Annotated in this window: 15 protein-coding genes; 6 read left to right on the forward strand and 9 right to left on the reverse strand. The window is 68.1% G+C overall.

From position 1 onward, the window contains the following. Positions 1-2: 2 nt before the first annotated feature. The 4 genes from ABD678_RS01025 to ABD678_RS01040 form a co-directional block, all read right to left on the reverse strand. Positions 3-305, reverse strand: a complete 303-nt coding sequence (locus ABD678_RS01025; RefSeq protein ID WP_344752822.1) for a hypothetical protein — start codon at positions 303-305, stop codon at positions 3-5. Between the two features lie 199 nt (positions 306-504). Further along, a complete protein-coding gene (locus tag ABD678_RS01030) occupies positions 505-1,950 on the reverse strand; it encodes a hypothetical protein (RefSeq protein ID WP_344752824.1) in 1,446 nt (481 codons plus the stop codon). 324 nt (positions 1,951-2,274) lie between these two features. After that, on the reverse strand, positions 2,275-3,183 hold the full coding sequence (locus ABD678_RS01035; RefSeq protein ID WP_344752826.1) for a serine hydrolase: 909 nt from the start codon (positions 3,181-3,183) through the stop codon (positions 2,275-2,277). After that, positions 3,177-5,147, reverse strand: coding sequence for a M13 family metallopeptidase (locus tag ABD678_RS01040; protein WP_344752828.1), 1,971 nt, complete (start codon positions 5,145-5,147; stop codon positions 3,177-3,179). The genes ABD678_RS01035 and ABD678_RS01040 overlap by 7 nt, the downstream gene beginning before the upstream one ends. A gap of 64 nt (positions 5,148-5,211) precedes the next feature. On the opposite strand from ABD678_RS01040, the gene ABD678_RS01045 reads away from it, so the two are divergent. After that, positions 5,212-6,555, forward strand: a complete 1,344-nt coding sequence (locus tag ABD678_RS01045; RefSeq protein ID WP_344752830.1) for an MATE family efflux transporter — start codon at positions 5,212-5,214, stop codon at positions 6,553-6,555. Positions 6,556-6,567: 12 nt separating this feature from the next. Next, on the forward strand, positions 6,568-7,815 hold the full coding sequence (locus ABD678_RS01050) for an MFS transporter (RefSeq protein WP_344752832.1): 1,248 nt from the start codon (positions 6,568-6,570) through the stop codon (positions 7,813-7,815). Here ABD678_RS01050 and ABD678_RS01055 read toward each other — a convergent pair. Then, the gene (locus ABD678_RS01055; RefSeq protein WP_344752834.1) at positions 7,812-8,018 is read right to left on the reverse strand and encodes a dodecin family protein; all 207 of its coding nucleotides are present in this window, start codon (positions 8,016-8,018) and stop codon (positions 7,812-7,814) included. The two genes, ABD678_RS01050 and ABD678_RS01055, sit on opposite strands and share 4 nt — an antisense overlap. A 189-nt stretch (positions 8,019-8,207) precedes the next feature. Here ABD678_RS01055 and nucS point away from each other — a divergent pair, with 189 nt between their 5' ends. Next, positions 8,208-8,903, forward strand: coding sequence for an endonuclease NucS (gene nucS / locus ABD678_RS01060; protein WP_344752836.1), 696 nt, complete (start codon positions 8,208-8,210; stop codon positions 8,901-8,903). 32 nt (positions 8,904-8,935) lie between these two features. After that, positions 8,936-9,592, forward strand: coding sequence for an HAD hydrolase-like protein (locus ABD678_RS01065; protein ID WP_344752838.1), 657 nt, complete (start codon positions 8,936-8,938; stop codon positions 9,590-9,592). A 9-nt stretch (positions 9,593-9,601) separates the two neighbouring features. On the opposite strand, the gene ABD678_RS01070 is transcribed toward ABD678_RS01065, so the two are convergent. Further along, positions 9,602-9,814: a hypothetical protein gene (locus ABD678_RS01070; RefSeq protein ID WP_344752840.1), complete on the reverse strand. Its 213-nt coding sequence runs from the start codon at positions 9,812-9,814 to the stop codon at positions 9,602-9,604. A 71-nt stretch (positions 9,815-9,885) separates the two neighbouring features. On the opposite strand from ABD678_RS01070, the gene ABD678_RS01075 reads away from it, so the two are divergent. Together ABD678_RS01075 and ABD678_RS01080 are read left to right on the forward strand one after the other, a co-directional pair. Continuing rightward, a complete protein-coding gene (locus ABD678_RS01075) occupies positions 9,886-10,326 on the forward strand; it encodes a MarR family winged helix-turn-helix transcriptional regulator (protein ID WP_344752842.1) in 441 nt (146 codons plus the stop codon). Between the two features lie 27 nt (positions 10,327-10,353). Continuing rightward, positions 10,354-11,259: a bile acid:sodium symporter family protein gene (locus tag ABD678_RS01080; protein WP_344752844.1), complete on the forward strand. Its 906-nt coding sequence runs from the start codon at positions 10,354-10,356 to the stop codon at positions 11,257-11,259. A 34-nt stretch (positions 11,260-11,293) separates the two neighbouring features. Here the strand turns inward: ABD678_RS01080 and hemL are convergent, their stop codons facing one another. From hemL to ABD678_RS01095, 3 genes are read right to left on the reverse strand one after another with little or no spacing between them, the layout of a single operon-like run. Continuing rightward, entirely contained in the window at positions 11,294-12,634 is a 1,341-nt protein-coding gene (gene hemL, locus ABD678_RS01085) for a glutamate-1-semialdehyde 2,1-aminomutase (protein WP_344752846.1), read from the reverse strand. After that, entirely contained in the window at positions 12,631-13,605 is a 975-nt protein-coding gene (gene hemB, locus ABD678_RS01090) for a porphobilinogen synthase (protein WP_344752848.1), read from the reverse strand. The genes hemL and hemB overlap by 4 nt, the downstream gene beginning before the upstream one ends. Continuing rightward, entirely contained in the window at positions 13,602-14,348 is a 747-nt protein-coding gene (locus tag ABD678_RS01095) for a uroporphyrinogen-III synthase (protein WP_344752850.1), read from the reverse strand. Before ABD678_RS01095 ends, hemB begins: the two co-directional genes overlap by 4 nt. Positions 14,349-14,351 lie beyond the last annotated feature (3 nt).

Below are 14,351 nucleotides of genomic sequence, written 5' to 3' on the forward strand. Positions count from 1 at the left end.
CGTCACTTCTTCTTCGCGGTGGTCGAGGATGCCGCCGGCTTGCGTGCCGACGACGAGGCGGTGGTCTTGTCCGCTGCCGGCTTGCGCTGCACCGCTTTCTTGGCGGTCTCGCCGAGGAAGTCGACGACATCCGGGGCCTTGTCCTTGGCGAACTCCTCGACGTTCTGCACCTGGTGCTGCACGCGAGGGTCGTTCCAGAAACCGCGCACCGCACGCTTGATCTCTTCGTAGCGTTCACGGCCGGCACGAGCGCCGAGTACATAGCCGATTCCGATACCGACCAGCAGGACCAGTTTGCCTCGCATCACGTCTCCGTTCGCCTCACCGCCACTGCGTATCCAGGCCGGTGTTCTCGGTCCAGCGTAGCGCCGCCGGCCTGTGCCCCGGTCAGCAAATTCCCAGCCAACGGCCATCCGGCGGAACTCCGGCGCACATGATTCGGGTGCCCCACCTCCCCACCCGAAGCGGGAGAGTGGGACACCCGAACTCTAGGGGTGCCGGAGTTTACCGGGCTGCGCGGCGGAGTCGCTTCTCGACCGTGATGGCCGCTCCACCGACCAGCAGAAGACCGCCGGCCAGCAGCAGCCCGAGGCCGGCGCTGTCAGATCCGGTGAAGGCCAGCGTCGGCAGGCAGTCGACCGGGTTCGTGAAGGTGAAGGTCCAGTTCGTCTTGGCCCCCTCCTCCCAACCGTCGTTCACCGTGTCGATGAGCTTCGCCTCGACGTTGACAACACCCGGAGTGGTCCGGGCGTAGGTCCCGGCCGGGGTGGCCGTCGCCGAACCGTTCACGAACCACTGAATGCCCTCTGTGGCAGCCAGCGTGAAGCTGCCCGCGGAGCTGCAGGTGATGTTCGACATGGATGCCGTGGTGCTCAGCAGGGCGAGCGTCGGCGGGCAGAACGGCGGGTTCACCGTGATCTGCCAGCTGCTCGGGCCCACCAGGGTGTAACCATCATCGACCGTCACGCTGATCGTGTACGTTCCCGGAGCCACGTCATTCTTGGCCTGGGTCGCGGGGACTCCATCGATCGCGTAGTGCAGGTGGTCCTTCAGGTCGAGTTGGATGTAACCGCTCGCCGCATCCAGCTCCTCCGGGCAGGTCGGGTCGAACGCGTGCGGAGCGATGAACTGGATCACCGTACGGCACTGTTCACCGGTCAGTTGCGGGGCGATCGTGTACGTCACCGTCAGCGTGGTCAGGCCGTTGCTGAACAGGTGACCGGAGTTCGCCGTCGCCGTCCGCGAACCGTCAGAGATGTCGTTGACGTCATCCCAGGTCGCGTTGTTGATCGAGAACGACACGCCACCAGGCGCCTCACACGTGGCATCCGTCGTCGCCGCCGACGCCGTCGCATCCTGAGGCGTCGTCTGGCACTCTTCGCCAGTGAGTTGCGGGGCGATCGTGTACGTCACCGTCAGCGTGGTCAGGCCGTTGCTGAACAGGTGACCGGAGTTCGCCGTCGCCGTCCGCGAACCGTCAGAGATGTCGTTGACGTCATCCCAGGTCGCGTTGTTGATCGAGAACGACACGCCACCAGGCGCCTCACACGTGGCATCCGTCGTCGCCGCCGACGCCGTCGCATCCTGAGGCGTAGGCGTCGGAACCGTACACAGGATCACATGGCTGATGTTCTTTCCACTCGCGTGGGTGAAGGAGGCGCCAGTGTTGAGCCCCGTGGTGTACACGGTGTTCTCATCGACCACGCCGCCTTGCCCCGAGCTTCCGGACTTGATGATCACCTTCGAGTAGGTGCGACCTTCGTCCGGTGCAGGCAGCACGTAGGGAGTTGCCACCGGCTCGTACTTGAAGCAGGTCTCACCGGTCAGTGTCACCCAGTTAGCGGGATCGTTGGTGCCGGCGTCGGCGTTGGCGGGCAACGCTCCCAGCGAGACGAAGCCGGCGACCAGGAGCAGGGCGCTCCCGAGTGCCAGTAATTTCTTGGATTTCATGGGGGGTATCTCCTTTAAATGACAACAAGCAAGATTGCTTTCGGGTGTTGTTGCATCATGAAGCGAGCGCGCAGGGGCGCACCGACGATGATTCGGATGTCATTCAGAAGACATCGGATCGAGGGGTAAGTCGGGGAGCGCTGGGCTCGGTGATGCGGCCGGGATGGCCGGAATCGGTGTCGGGTAATCACCTTCTTTGAGGCACCCGTCGGGGGTTAGTTTCGCGATTCGGGTTTCGCGGAACTCAGGTGCAGATTGCACAGTACCACTAACCGATATACAGAACCAAGAGGGTCAGCGGATAAATCCGAACCGAGTCCGAAATCAGTCGACGTACTCGAGCAGGTCGTAGCCGACCGTGCGCATGGCGTCGAGCGTCCTGAGCCTGCGCGCGAGATTGTCGTCGCGGAACTGCACGGTCACCGCGTACGCCACAGCGGTTCGCGAACCCTTGAGGATGCCGGCCTCACTGCGCACCCCGACATCCGACCCCGTCTTGTTGACGAGCTGGATGCCGTGGTCCATCGTGCGGTGCGACAGGGGGTCGAGTCCGAACGCGCCGGCCACCATCGAGAGGTCGGTGTTGAGGGAGAGCCAGCCCATGACCCGCTGGCTCGTCACCTGGTCGACGACCTGCCCCCGGTAGAGCGCGCCGAAGAGCCAGGCGAGCTCCGCTGTCGAGCCGACGGAGAGCTGTGGGGCGTCATCCGGGCCGCGCGAGTCCCGTACGAGGTCGAGCAGCGCGGTTCTCGCGAGGCCGAGCGACTCCGTCCTCTTGCGCACGGCATCAAGGCCGACCTGGCGCAGCAGCACGTTGGTCGCCAGGTTGTCGCTCGTGGCACCGACGAGGGCGCCGAGATCGGCGACAGGCAGCGACGGCGCCTGCAGGTGCTGCCAGATGCCGGAGTCGGCCACCGAATCCCTGGGGGACTTGTCGAGGATGCCGTAGCCGGAGAACTCCCGCGCGGTCAGCCTCGCTGACACCTCGATGAGCAGGAGGACCTTGCCGACACTCGCCGTCGGCAGCACGATGCGGTCGTCGATCGCGCACAGCACGTGTCCGCTCGTGAGGTCGATGACGTTCGCAGAGACGTGCGCGCCGTCGTAGGCGAGCCGCCCGAGCGCAGTGAAGCTGCCGGTGAAGTTCTCTGCTCCGCCGGCTCCGCGATGACGGGCCGCCCGTGGTGCGCGCGCCCGCTCGCGCCGTACTGCGTCTCGAGTGGGTGCTACCAAATGGTCACGCGTTCTTCGGGTCCGAGCCAAAGCGCATCCGCTTCGGTCACTCCAAACGTCTCATAGAACCCGTCGAGATTGCGAACTATCTGGTTGCAGCGGAACTCGTTGGGCGAGTGCGGGTCGATGGCCATGAGTCGGATGACCTCCTCGTCGCGGGCCTTGAGCTGCCACGCCTGCGCCCAGGACAGGAAGAACCGTTCGGCGCCGGACATGCCGTCGATGACCGGGGGCTCCTGCGAGCCGAGCGAGATGAGATATGCCTTCCAGGCGATCCCGAGGCCACCGAGGTCGCCGATGTTCTCGCCGATCGTGAGGGCACCGTTGACGTTGTGCTCGGGGACCTGGCGCGGGGCGAGCGCGTTGTACTGCTCGATGAGCGATCCGGTGAGCTTCTCGAAGGAGGCGCGATCCTCTGCGGTCCACCAGTCGGTGAGGCGGCCGTCGCCGTCGTACTTCGATCCCTGGTCGTCGAAGCCGTGGCCGATCTCATGTCCGATGACGGCGCCGATCGCGCCGTAGTTGGCGGCGGCATCCCGGTTCTCGTCGAAGAACGGGTACTGCAGGATCGCCGCAGGGAAGACGATCTCGTTGAATCCCGGGTTGTAGTAGGCGTTGATCGTCTGCGGAGTCATGAACCATTCGTCGCGGTCGAGCGGCTTGCCGATCTTGCCTAGCTCGCGCTGGAACTCGAACTCGCTGCCGGCCCGGAGGTTGCCGATGAGGTCGTCGGCGCTCGTCTCGAGCGACGAGTAGTCGCGCCACTTCACCGGGTAGCCGATCTTCGGGGTGAACTTGTCGAGCTTGTCGAGGGCGCGCTTCCTCGTCTCCCCCGTCATCCAGGCGAGTCCGGTGATGCTCTGCCGATAGGCCTCGATGAGGTTGGCGACGAGGGCGTCCATGGCGGTCTTCGCCGCGGGCGGGAAGTGGCGGTCGACGTAGGTGCGCCCAACGGCCTCGCCCATCATGCCCTCGACGAAGGAGACGCCGCGCTTCCAGCGGGCACGCAGCTCCGGGGTGCCGGTGAGGGTTCTGCCGTAGAACTCGAAATTGGCGTTCACGAAGTCGCTCGAGAGGTAGGCGGCGGACGAGCGGATGACCTGCCAGCGCATCCAATCGGTCCAGTCCTCGAGCCGGTCGTCGCTCAGGAGCGTCCCGAGTCCCTCGAGGAAGCTCGGCTGCCGGACGACGACCTCGTCGAAGGAGCCCTTCGGGGGGTCGAGCGCCGCGAGCCATCCGGTGAGGTCCGGCCCCGCGAGCTCCGCCCACGGGCGGAGGTTGTAGGTCTTCTCGCTGTCGCGGCTCGCGACGTTGTCCCAGTGGTGGGTCGCGATGTCGGTCTCGAGCGCGAACACCCGCCGGGCGCGCTCGGCGGCGTTGTCGAGGCCGGCGAGCGCGAACATCCGCTCCAGGAAGGAGAGGTAGGCGGTGCGGATCTCGGCGAACTTCTCCTCGCGATAGTACGACTCGTCGGGAAGGCCGAGGCCCCCCTGCTCGACGAAGACGAGGTAGCGCTCAGGGTTGCCCGGGTCGTTGTCGACGAAGAGCTGGGCGAGGCCGGTGATGCCGGTGCGTTCGAGGCGGCCGAGCTCGGCGAGCACGCCCTCGATCGTGGTGACACCGTCGATCCCGGCGAGCATGGGGGCGAGCGGGGTCGCGCCGAGCTCCTCGGCCCGGGCCTCGTCCATGAAGCTCGCGTAGAGGTCACCGAACTTGCGCTCCTCGGTGCCGGCGGCGGCATCCTGCGCTTCGACGATGATGTCGCGCACCGCCTTCTCCGCCTCCTCGGCGAGCAGGTAGAAGGAGCCGTAGCGCGCCTTGTCGGACGGGATCTCGGTGCGGTCGATCCACTTGCCGTTGACATGCCGGAACAGGTCGTCCTGCGGTCGGATGGCGGGGTCGAGTTCGTCGGTCGCGATGCCGGAAGCGAGCGGCCCGGAGATCACTGGAGCGGTGTCGGTCATGGCCTCAAGCCTAGGTTGTGCGGAGGGTTCGCACACGCGCGGCCCCGCGGCCCCGGCCACGTCCATGGCCGCGGCTAGAGTGTGCTGCATCAACGCCATCGACCGTGACATCTTCCGGCTCGCGCTGCCCGCGCTCGGAGCCCTCGTGGCCGAGCCGCTCTTCCTGCTGACCGACACCGCGCTCGTCGGGCACCTCGGCGAGGTGCCGCTCGCCGGCCTCAGCATCGGCAGCGCGATCCTGCAGACGGCGATCGGCCTGCTCATCTTCCTCGCCTACGCGACGACGCCCGCCGTCGCCAGACGGCTCGGCGCAGGGGATCGCCCGGGAGCCATCCGCGCCGGTATCGACGGGTTATGGCTCGCCCTCGGGATCGGGGCGGCCATTGTCGTCATCGGGCTGCCGACATCGGGCTGGGTCGTCGGACTGTTCGGCGCGAACCCGGATGTCACCGCTGCGGCCGACACCTACCTCTCCCTCTCCCTGTGGGGCATTCCCGGCATGCTCATCGTCATCGCGGCGAACGGACTGCTGCGCGGGATGCAGGACACGAGGACCCCGCTCGTCGTCGCGATCGGCGGGTTCGCGGCCAACGGCCTGCTCAACGCGCTCTTCATCTACGGCTTCGGCCTGGGGATCGCTGGGTCGGCCATCGGTACCGTGATCGCCCAATGGCTGATGGCCGCGGTGTACATCGTCATCGCGGTGCGCGCGGCCAGGGCGGTCGGCGTTCCGCTCCGACCGGGGCTCGCGGGAGTGGGGAATGCGGCCGGCAGCGGCGGCTGGCTGCTGCTGCGCACGGCGAGCCTTCGTGCGGCCATGATCGCGACGGTCTTCGTCGCGACCGACCTCGGGGTGACGGAGCTCGCCACGCTGCAGATCGCCCTCACCGTGTTCTCCCTCCTCGCCTTCATCCTCGACGCGCTGGCGATCGCCGGCCAGGCGATGATCGGTCATGGGCTCGGCGCGGCCGACGTGCCCCGCGTCTCGGCCGTCACCAGGAGGCTCGTCGACCACGGCATCCTCGGCGGCATCGGGCTCGGCGTCGCCGTGGCGGTGCTCGCGCCATTCGCCGGACCGGTCTTCAGCGGCGACGAGGCAGTGCACCGGATGCTCACGATCACCCTGCTGGTGATGGCCGCTGGAGTCCCGCTCGCGGGCTTCGTGTTCGTGCTCGACGGGGTGCTCATCGGGGCCGGCGATGCCCGGTACCTCGCCCTCACCGGCGTCGTCAACCTGCTCGTCTACGTGCCGCTGCTCTGGCTCGTCGAGGCGCTTCGCCCGGAACCGGGGATGGTGTGGCTGTGGCTCGCGTTCGGCCTCGGCTACATCGGCGCGCGGGCGATCACCCTCGGCCTTCGAGCACGTGGCGACCGCTGGATGGTCACCGGCACGGTCCGGCGCAAATAGGCTAGATGGGCCATGGCAGACGACTCCGCAACCGCTCCCACCGCCACCTATCCGGCCGGACTCAGCCGGCGTCAGGTCATCGCCTGGCGCAACGGCATCCTGGTCATCTTCGCCCTGTGCGGAATCGGCATCGCCAGCTGGATGGCCCGCACCCCCGCGATCAAGGCAGAACTGGCCGTCACGACCGCCGAGATGGGCATCCTGATCTTCGCGATCGCCCTCGGCTCGATCCTCGGGCTACTGTCGTCGAGCCATCTGCTCGCCCGCTTCGGCGCGCGTGCGGTCATGGCGACGTGCTTCCTGATCGCGCCGATCGGACTGGCCATCGCCGGGCTCGCGGTGACGTTCGGGCAGTTCTATTGGGTGGCGTTCCTCGGGCTCGGCCTCTTCGGGGTGGGCATGGCGACCTGCGATGTCGCCATGAACCTCTCCGGCGCCGTGAACGAGCGCATCCTCAGGCGCACGATCATGCCGGTGTTCCACGCCTTCTTCAGCTTCGGCACCATGATCGGCGCCGGGCTCGGGGCTCTCACTGAACTGTTGCAGGTCTCGATCGCCCTGCAGGCGGTGATCGTCTCCACCGTCATGGTGATCGCCGGTCTCGCGGCAGTGCGGATGACGCAGTCCGAGACGATCCTGCACGTGCCGGACGAGTCGGGCGAGTTCGTACCGGATGGCTGGCGCACGCGCCTGGCGATCTGGAAGGACCCGCGCACCCTCTTCATCGGCCTCATCGTGCTGGGCATGGCCTTCGCGGAAGGGTCCGCCAACGACTGGCTCTCCCTCGCCGCGGTGGAGGGCCACGGGGTCGACCGGCCGACCGGCGCGGTCGTGTTCGGGATCTTCGTGACCGCGATGACGGTCGGCAGGCTGACCGGGCCGCGCGTCCTGGATCGCTACGGTCGCGTTCCGGTCCTGCGGGCATCCGCCGCTCTCGCCGCACTCGGCCTGCTCGTCTTCATCTTCGTACCGGTGCTGTGGATCGCCGTCGTGGGCGTCGTGCTGTGGGGTCTCGGCTCTGCGCTCGGCTTCCCGACCGGGATGTCGGCGGCCGCCGACGATCCCCGCACGGCAGCGGCCAGGGTGAGCGCGGTCGCCACGATCGGCTACTGCGCCTTCCTCGTCGGGCCGCCGCTCATCGGCTTCCTCGGCGAGCACTTCGGGCTGCTGCACGCCCTCCTGCTCGTGCTCGTGCTCATCGTGGTCGCGGGCGTCGCCTCCGGCTCGGCCCGCGACCGCACGAAGACGCCGAGCGCCTAGTCGTCGAGCACGAAGGTCACTTCGAGCACGACGCGCCAGCTGACGATGGCACCGCCGGAGACCTCGACCTTCTGCTCCTTGACCCACGCGCCGGTCACGCCGCGAAGGGTCTTGTTCGCCCTTGCGACGCCCGCTGCGATCGCGTCCTCGAATGATGTGTCAGAGCTCACGCTCAAGGTGGTTACCCGCGCTACGGATGCCATGGTTCCTCCTCGTTGATCGACCTTGTCCCTCGAGTCTGCGCCTTTAACCCGGTCCGGTCGAGCCGTCTCTTCTCCGGTCGAGCCCCCCTCCTCTCCGGTCGAGCTTGTCGAGACCCGATTTCGACAAGCTCAATCAGAGAAGATTCAAGCTCGACCGGAGACGAACGGATATCGATTACCCTCGATCTCGTGCGCCTCGTCATTGCCCGCTGCTCCGTCGACTACGCCGGCCGGCTGAGCGCGCACCTCCCGCTCGCGACCCGGCTGCTCGTCCTCAAGGGCGACGGCAGCGTGCTCGTGCACTCCGACTCGCTCTCCTACAAGCCGCTCAACTGGATGAGCCCGCCGTGCGTACTCACGGTCCTCGACCCCGACCCGGAGCAGGCGGATGCCGGGGTCGTCGAGCTCTGGAAGGTCAGCCAGGTGAAGACGGCCGACCTGCTCGTGATCTCCATCCACGAGATCCTGCACGACAGCTCGCACGAACTGGGCGTCGACCCCGGCCTGCAGAAGGACGGCGTGGAGGCCGACCTCCAGCGCCTGCTCGCCGAGCAGATCGAGGTACTGGGCGACGGATACCGGCTCGTGCGCCGGGAGTACATGACCGCGATCGGCCCGGTCGACATCCTCGCGAAGGATGCCGACGGCGGTAGCGTGGCGATCGAGATCAAGCGGCGCGGCGACATCGACGGGGTCGAGCAGCTCACCCGGTACCTCGAGCTCATGAACCGCGATCCGCTGCTCGCGCCGGTCGCCGGCGTGTTCGCCGCCCAGGAGATCAAGCCCCAGGCGCGGACGCTCGCGACCGACCGAGGCATCCGGTGCGTGACCCTCGACTACGACGCCCTGCGAGGCCTCGACGACCACCACCTGCGACTCTTCTGACCGCGCAGGCGGAACCTCGTAATGTTGACGGTGTGAAAGCCCCTTGGAGTTGCATCCTGTTCGACCTGGACGGGACCATCGCAGACTCCGCTCCGGGCATCACCGCATCGCTCGGTTTCATGTTCGAGAAGCTCGGGCGTCCGGTGCCCTCGCAGGAGGAGCTCCGCGCCTGGGTCGGCCCGCCCATCCTCGACTCCTTCCGGGACCTGGCCGGGATGAATCCGGTCGAGTCCGCGCAGGCGCTCGCGATCTACCGGCAGCACTACCTGGCCAACAGCGGCAACGGCAGCCCGATCTATCCGGGGGTGTCCGGGGTTCTCCGGCAGATCCACGAGGCAGGGGTTCCGCTCGCGCTGGCCACCTCGAAACCGGAGTTCGCCGCCTCGCTCATCCTCGACCATGGCAACCTCACCCAATATTTCCGGGTGATCTCCGGCTCGTCGATCGACGAGATCCGCAGCGCCAAGAAGGATGTCATCGCCGAGGCGATCAACCGTTTCACCATGATCGAGGCCGACCTCAGCAACCCGGTGATGGTCGGCGACCGTTTCTATGACGTCGAGGGTGCGGAGGCGAACGGCATCCCGGCAATCTATGTCGAGTGGGGCTACGGCTCGCCCGCGGAGAGCGAGGATGCGATCGCCTCCGTCGGAACGAGCGCAGAGCTCAAGACGCTGCTGCTGCCGTGAGGTGAAGGCTCAGGCGACCAGTTCGACCGGGCAGTGGAGCAACGTCGGCCTCCCCTCCCTCTTCGTCATCGCGTGCCGGGACATCGGTTGGGCGCACAGCGGACACGCCTTGCCGGATGACGGTGGGAGTTCCGGCTCGCCGTAGGGACCCAGCGGCGGTGGCCCGATCCAGGGAAACAGCGCGGCGTTCAGGCGATGCACCCAGTTCGTCTTCGGCGTCACATCCCACTCCTTAGTACACTTACTATTAGCGTACTATATAAACCTGCTAGGCTTGCTCACGGAGGCGGACGATGACGACAGTGCAGGAGAATCCACTGGCCCTGGAGTGGCAGGTCTGCTTCAACCTCGCCGCCGCATCCCGCAGCGTCATCGCGCTGTACCGTCCCGTGCTCGAGCCGCTCGGCCTCACCCATCCGCAGTACCTCGTCATGCTCGCACTCTGGGAGAAGAGCCCGCGCACCGTCTCCGAGCTCGGAGCCGAACTCCTGCTCGAACCGGCGACGTTGTCCCCACTGCTCAAGAGGCTCGCGAACGCCGGCTACCTCACACGCGAACGCAGCACGAGCGACGAGCGCGCTCTCGCCGTCACCCTCACCCCGGACGGGGTGGCACTGCGCGAGAAGGCCCTCGCGGTCCCCGGTCAGATCGTCGCGAAGCTCGGCCTTCCACTCGAAGAGCTCGAGCACGCAAGACACGTGCTGCACCGTCTCATCGAGGCGGCCATCGCCTAGACCGCCCCGGCCCAGTAGGGTATGGCCATGGGATCAGCGCTGACCACCATCGGATTGCCCGTCGCCCTCGGCATCATCATGTTCGGGCTCGGTCTCACCCTCACCCTGGGCGACTTCGCCAGGGTCGGCAAGCATCCGAAGGCGGTCGTCATCGCCCTCGTCTGCCAACTCCTCCTGCTGCCGGCGCTCTGCTTCGGCCTCGTGCTCGCGTTCCAGCTGTCACCGGTGCTCGCGGTCGGCATGATGCTGCTCGCCGCCTCGCCGGGCGGCACGACCGCGAACCTCTACAGCCACCTCTTCCGCGGGGATGTCGCGCTCAACATCAGTCTCACCGCGATCAACTCCGTCATCGCCGTCGTGACGCTGCCGATCATCGCGAACCTCGCGATCGCCTTCTTCATGCCGGGCGACCCCACCCTCGGCCTGCAGCTCTCCAAGGTGCTCGAGGTCTTCGCGATCGTGCTGCTGCCGGTGGCGCTCGGCATGCTCGTGCGCTGGTGGAAGCCTCGGTTCGCGGATGCCATGGACAAGCCGGTGCGGATCGCCTCCGTCATCATCCTGATCGTCGTCATCGCGGGCGCCGTGTACTCGAACATCGACATCCTCGTCGCGAACTTCGCCTCACTCGCACTCATCACCGTGCTGTTCTGCCTGCTGAGCCTGACCATCGGCTACTGGGTGCCGAAGCTGTTCGGCGTGCGTCGCGCGCAGGCGGTCGCGAGCGGCTTCGAGATCGGCATCCACAATGCGACGCTCGCGATCGTGATCGCCCAGACGGTGCTGGGCAGCGTCGAACTGTCGCTGCCGGCCGCGGTGTACGGCGTGCTCATGTTCTTCGTCGCGGCGGCCTTCGGGTTCGTCATCCGGGGACGCGTCGGCTCCGTTGACTCGGGTCGATCTGCGGGTGTCGGGGCCATCGAAGTCGCAGATTGACCCGAGTCAACGAGAAGGCAGGGGGCGGGCGCGCTCAGTCGGCGGGGCGTGCCGCGGCGGCGGCCTTCGCGGCAGCCGGCACCGCGTCGACGATCCGCCCGACCGCGGCGCTGTCGTGGGCGGCCGTCACGAACCACGCCTCGAACACCGATGGCGGAAGGTTGACGCCGGCGGACAGCATCGCGTGGAAGAACGGTGGATAGCGGAACGCCTCCTGACGCCTGACCGCAGCGTAGTCGCGCGGCGACTCCGTGGCGAAGGCGAACGAGAAGAGCGTGCCGGCCCGCTGCACGACGTGCGCGACACCCTCGGCGGAGAGGGCGTCCGACACGGCGGCGGACAGCTCGTTCGCGACCGAGGTCACGCGCTCGTACACCCCGGCATCCGCGGCGCGCAGAGTCGCGATGCCCGCGGCCACCGCGAGCGGGTTACCGCTCAGCGTGCCGGCCTGGTAGACCGGGCCGAGCGGGGCCAGGTGATCCATGACGTCCGCGCGACCGCCGAGCGCCGCCAGAGGCATGCCGCCGCCGATCACCTTGCCGAAGGCGAACAGGTCGGGCTCCCAGTCCTCTCCGCCGGGAACGGCGCCGGAGGCCTCGAGCCCCCACCATCCGGCCTCCCCGACCCGGAACCCGGTGAGCACCTCGTCGAGGATGAGCAGTGCCCCGTGCTCGCGGGCGATCGAACCGATCGCCCGGTTGAATCCCGGGTCCGGGGCGACGACCCCCATGTTCGCCGCGGCCGCCTCGGTGATGATCGCGGCGATGCGATCGCCGTGCTCCGCGAAGGCGGCCCGGACCGCCGCCTCGTCGTTGTAAGGGAGGACGAGGGTCTGCGCCGCCACGGCCGCCGGCACACCGGCCGAGCCGGGCAGGGCAAGGGTCGCGAGGCCGGAGCCGGCCTCGGCCAGCAGCGAGTCCGAATGTCCGTGGTAGTGGCCGGCGAACTTCACGAGCAGGTCGCGTCCGGTATAGCCACGGGCCAGGCGGATCGCGGTCATCGTCGCCTCGGTGCCGGTCGACACGAGGCGGAGCTTCCCGATCGGATGCCGCCCCCCAGCGCTCACCCGCGCCTCCACGAGTTCGGCGAGCTCCGTCTCCCCGGGCGTCGACGCCCCGAACGACAGACCGCGCGCCGCGGCATCCTGGACCGCGCGCACGACCTCGGGATGCGCGTGCCCGAGCAGGGCAGGGCCCCACGATGCGACCAGGTCGACATACTCGCGACCTTCGACATCAGTGAGGTACGGGCCGGTGCCGCTCACGAAGAACCGCGGGGTGCCGCCGACGGAGCCGAACGCACGAACCGGGGAGTTCACACCCCCGGGGATCGCCTGCTGCGCCCGCTCGAACTGCTGCCGGTTGGTGGTCGTCATGCGATCGCCTCCGCGGCTTCGATGGCCCAGTAGGTGAGAACGGCCTCGGCACCGGCGCGGCGGATGCCCACGAGACTCTCCATGATCGCGCGCTCGCGGTCGATCCATCCGTTCGCCGCCGCAGCCTCGACCATCGCGTACTCTCCGCTCACCTGGTATGCCCAAACCGGAATGGGGCTCTCCGCGGCGACGTCGGCGAGAATGTCGAGGTAGCTCATCGCCGGTTTCACCATGATGATGTCGGCACCCTCGTCGATGTCGAGCCTGGCCTCGTGGAGTCCTTCACGCCGGTTGGTCGGGTCCAGCTGGTAGGTGCGGCGGTCGCCGACGAGCGAGGAGTCGACCGCTTCGCGGAATGGCCCGTAGAACGCGGACGCGTACTTCGCGGCATAACCGAGTATGGCCGTCTGGGAATACGCTGCGGAGTCGAGCGCCTCCCGCACGGCGGCGACCTGGCCGTCCATCATCCCGGACAGCCCCAGGAGGGCGGAGCCGGCGGCGGCCTGCGCGAGAGCCATCTCCTGGTAGCGCTCGAGGCTCGCGTCGTTGTCGACGCGACCATCCGCATCGAGAACACCGCAGTGGCCGTGGTCGGTGAACTCGTCGAGGCACAGGTCCGTCTGGACGACGAGCGCGGACCCGACCTCCGCCGCCGCGATCCGCGTCGCGACGTTGAGGATGCCGTTCTCGTCGGTGGCGCCCGAACCGATCGCATCCTTGTGCTCCGGAACACCGAACAGCATGACGCCGCCGATGCCGGAGGCGGCGGCCTCGCCCAGTGCGGCACGGAACGAGTCCAGGCTGTGCTGCACGACACCGGGCATCGATCGGATCGGTACCGGCTGGCTGATGCCCTCCCTCACGAACATGGGCAGAATGAGCTCCGCCCGGTGCAGTCGCGTCTCGGCGACGAGTCGCCGCATCGCGGGGGTCGCCCGCAGTCGGCGTGGTCGCCGGTCGGGTCCGGTCATGGTCGTACCTCCGCAGAATGGATGATGGAGAGGATCAGGGCTTCGATGGATTGCCGCTCGGCGATCGCGTCGACGTCGAGGCCGACCGCCCTGGCCTCGGCCGCCGTGCGCGGTCCGATGCAGGCGATCACGGTGCCTGGGGATATGGGCGCGAGCTGTGCGGCGACCTCCCGCGCAACGCTCCCCGACGTCACGAGGATGGCCCGGATGCCGCCCGACCGCACCTCCGCGACGGTCTCCGGCGCGACACGCGCGCCGATAGTCCGGTAGGCCGCAACCGCGTCGACCCGGTTCCCCGCCGCACGCAGGCCCTCGGCGGCGGTCGGCTCCGCGATGGCGGACTGCGGCAGGAAGATCCGCGATCCCGCCCCGCCCGGCCACTCGCTGACCAGGGCGTCCGCCGAGAAGTCGGCACTCGGCACGAAATCGACCCGGAGCCCGGCCTCCGCGAGCGCATCCGCCGTCGCGGAGCCGACCGCAGCGATCCTCGTGGTCGCGGGAACCTCCACGCCCTCCAGCAGACCGACCGTCGTCGCGCTCGTCACCACGAGCCAGTCGAAGTCGCCCGCGGCGAGCCGTTCGAGTCCCGCGGCGAGCTCTGCCGCGTCCTCCGTCGGGGCGAACTCGATGAGAGGGGCGATGACCGGTATCGCCCCCCGCTCGACCAGACGGTTCGCAACGGCACGCCCCCAGGGGCCGCCGCGCGGCACGAGCACGCGCCATCCGGCTATGGCACTGGTCACGGC

The sequence above is a fragment of the Leifsonella bigeumensis genome (assembly GCF_039537265.1).
In the GTDB taxonomy this organism is placed as follows: domain Bacteria; phylum Actinomycetota; class Actinomycetes; order Actinomycetales; family Microbacteriaceae; genus Terrimesophilobacter; species Terrimesophilobacter bigeumensis.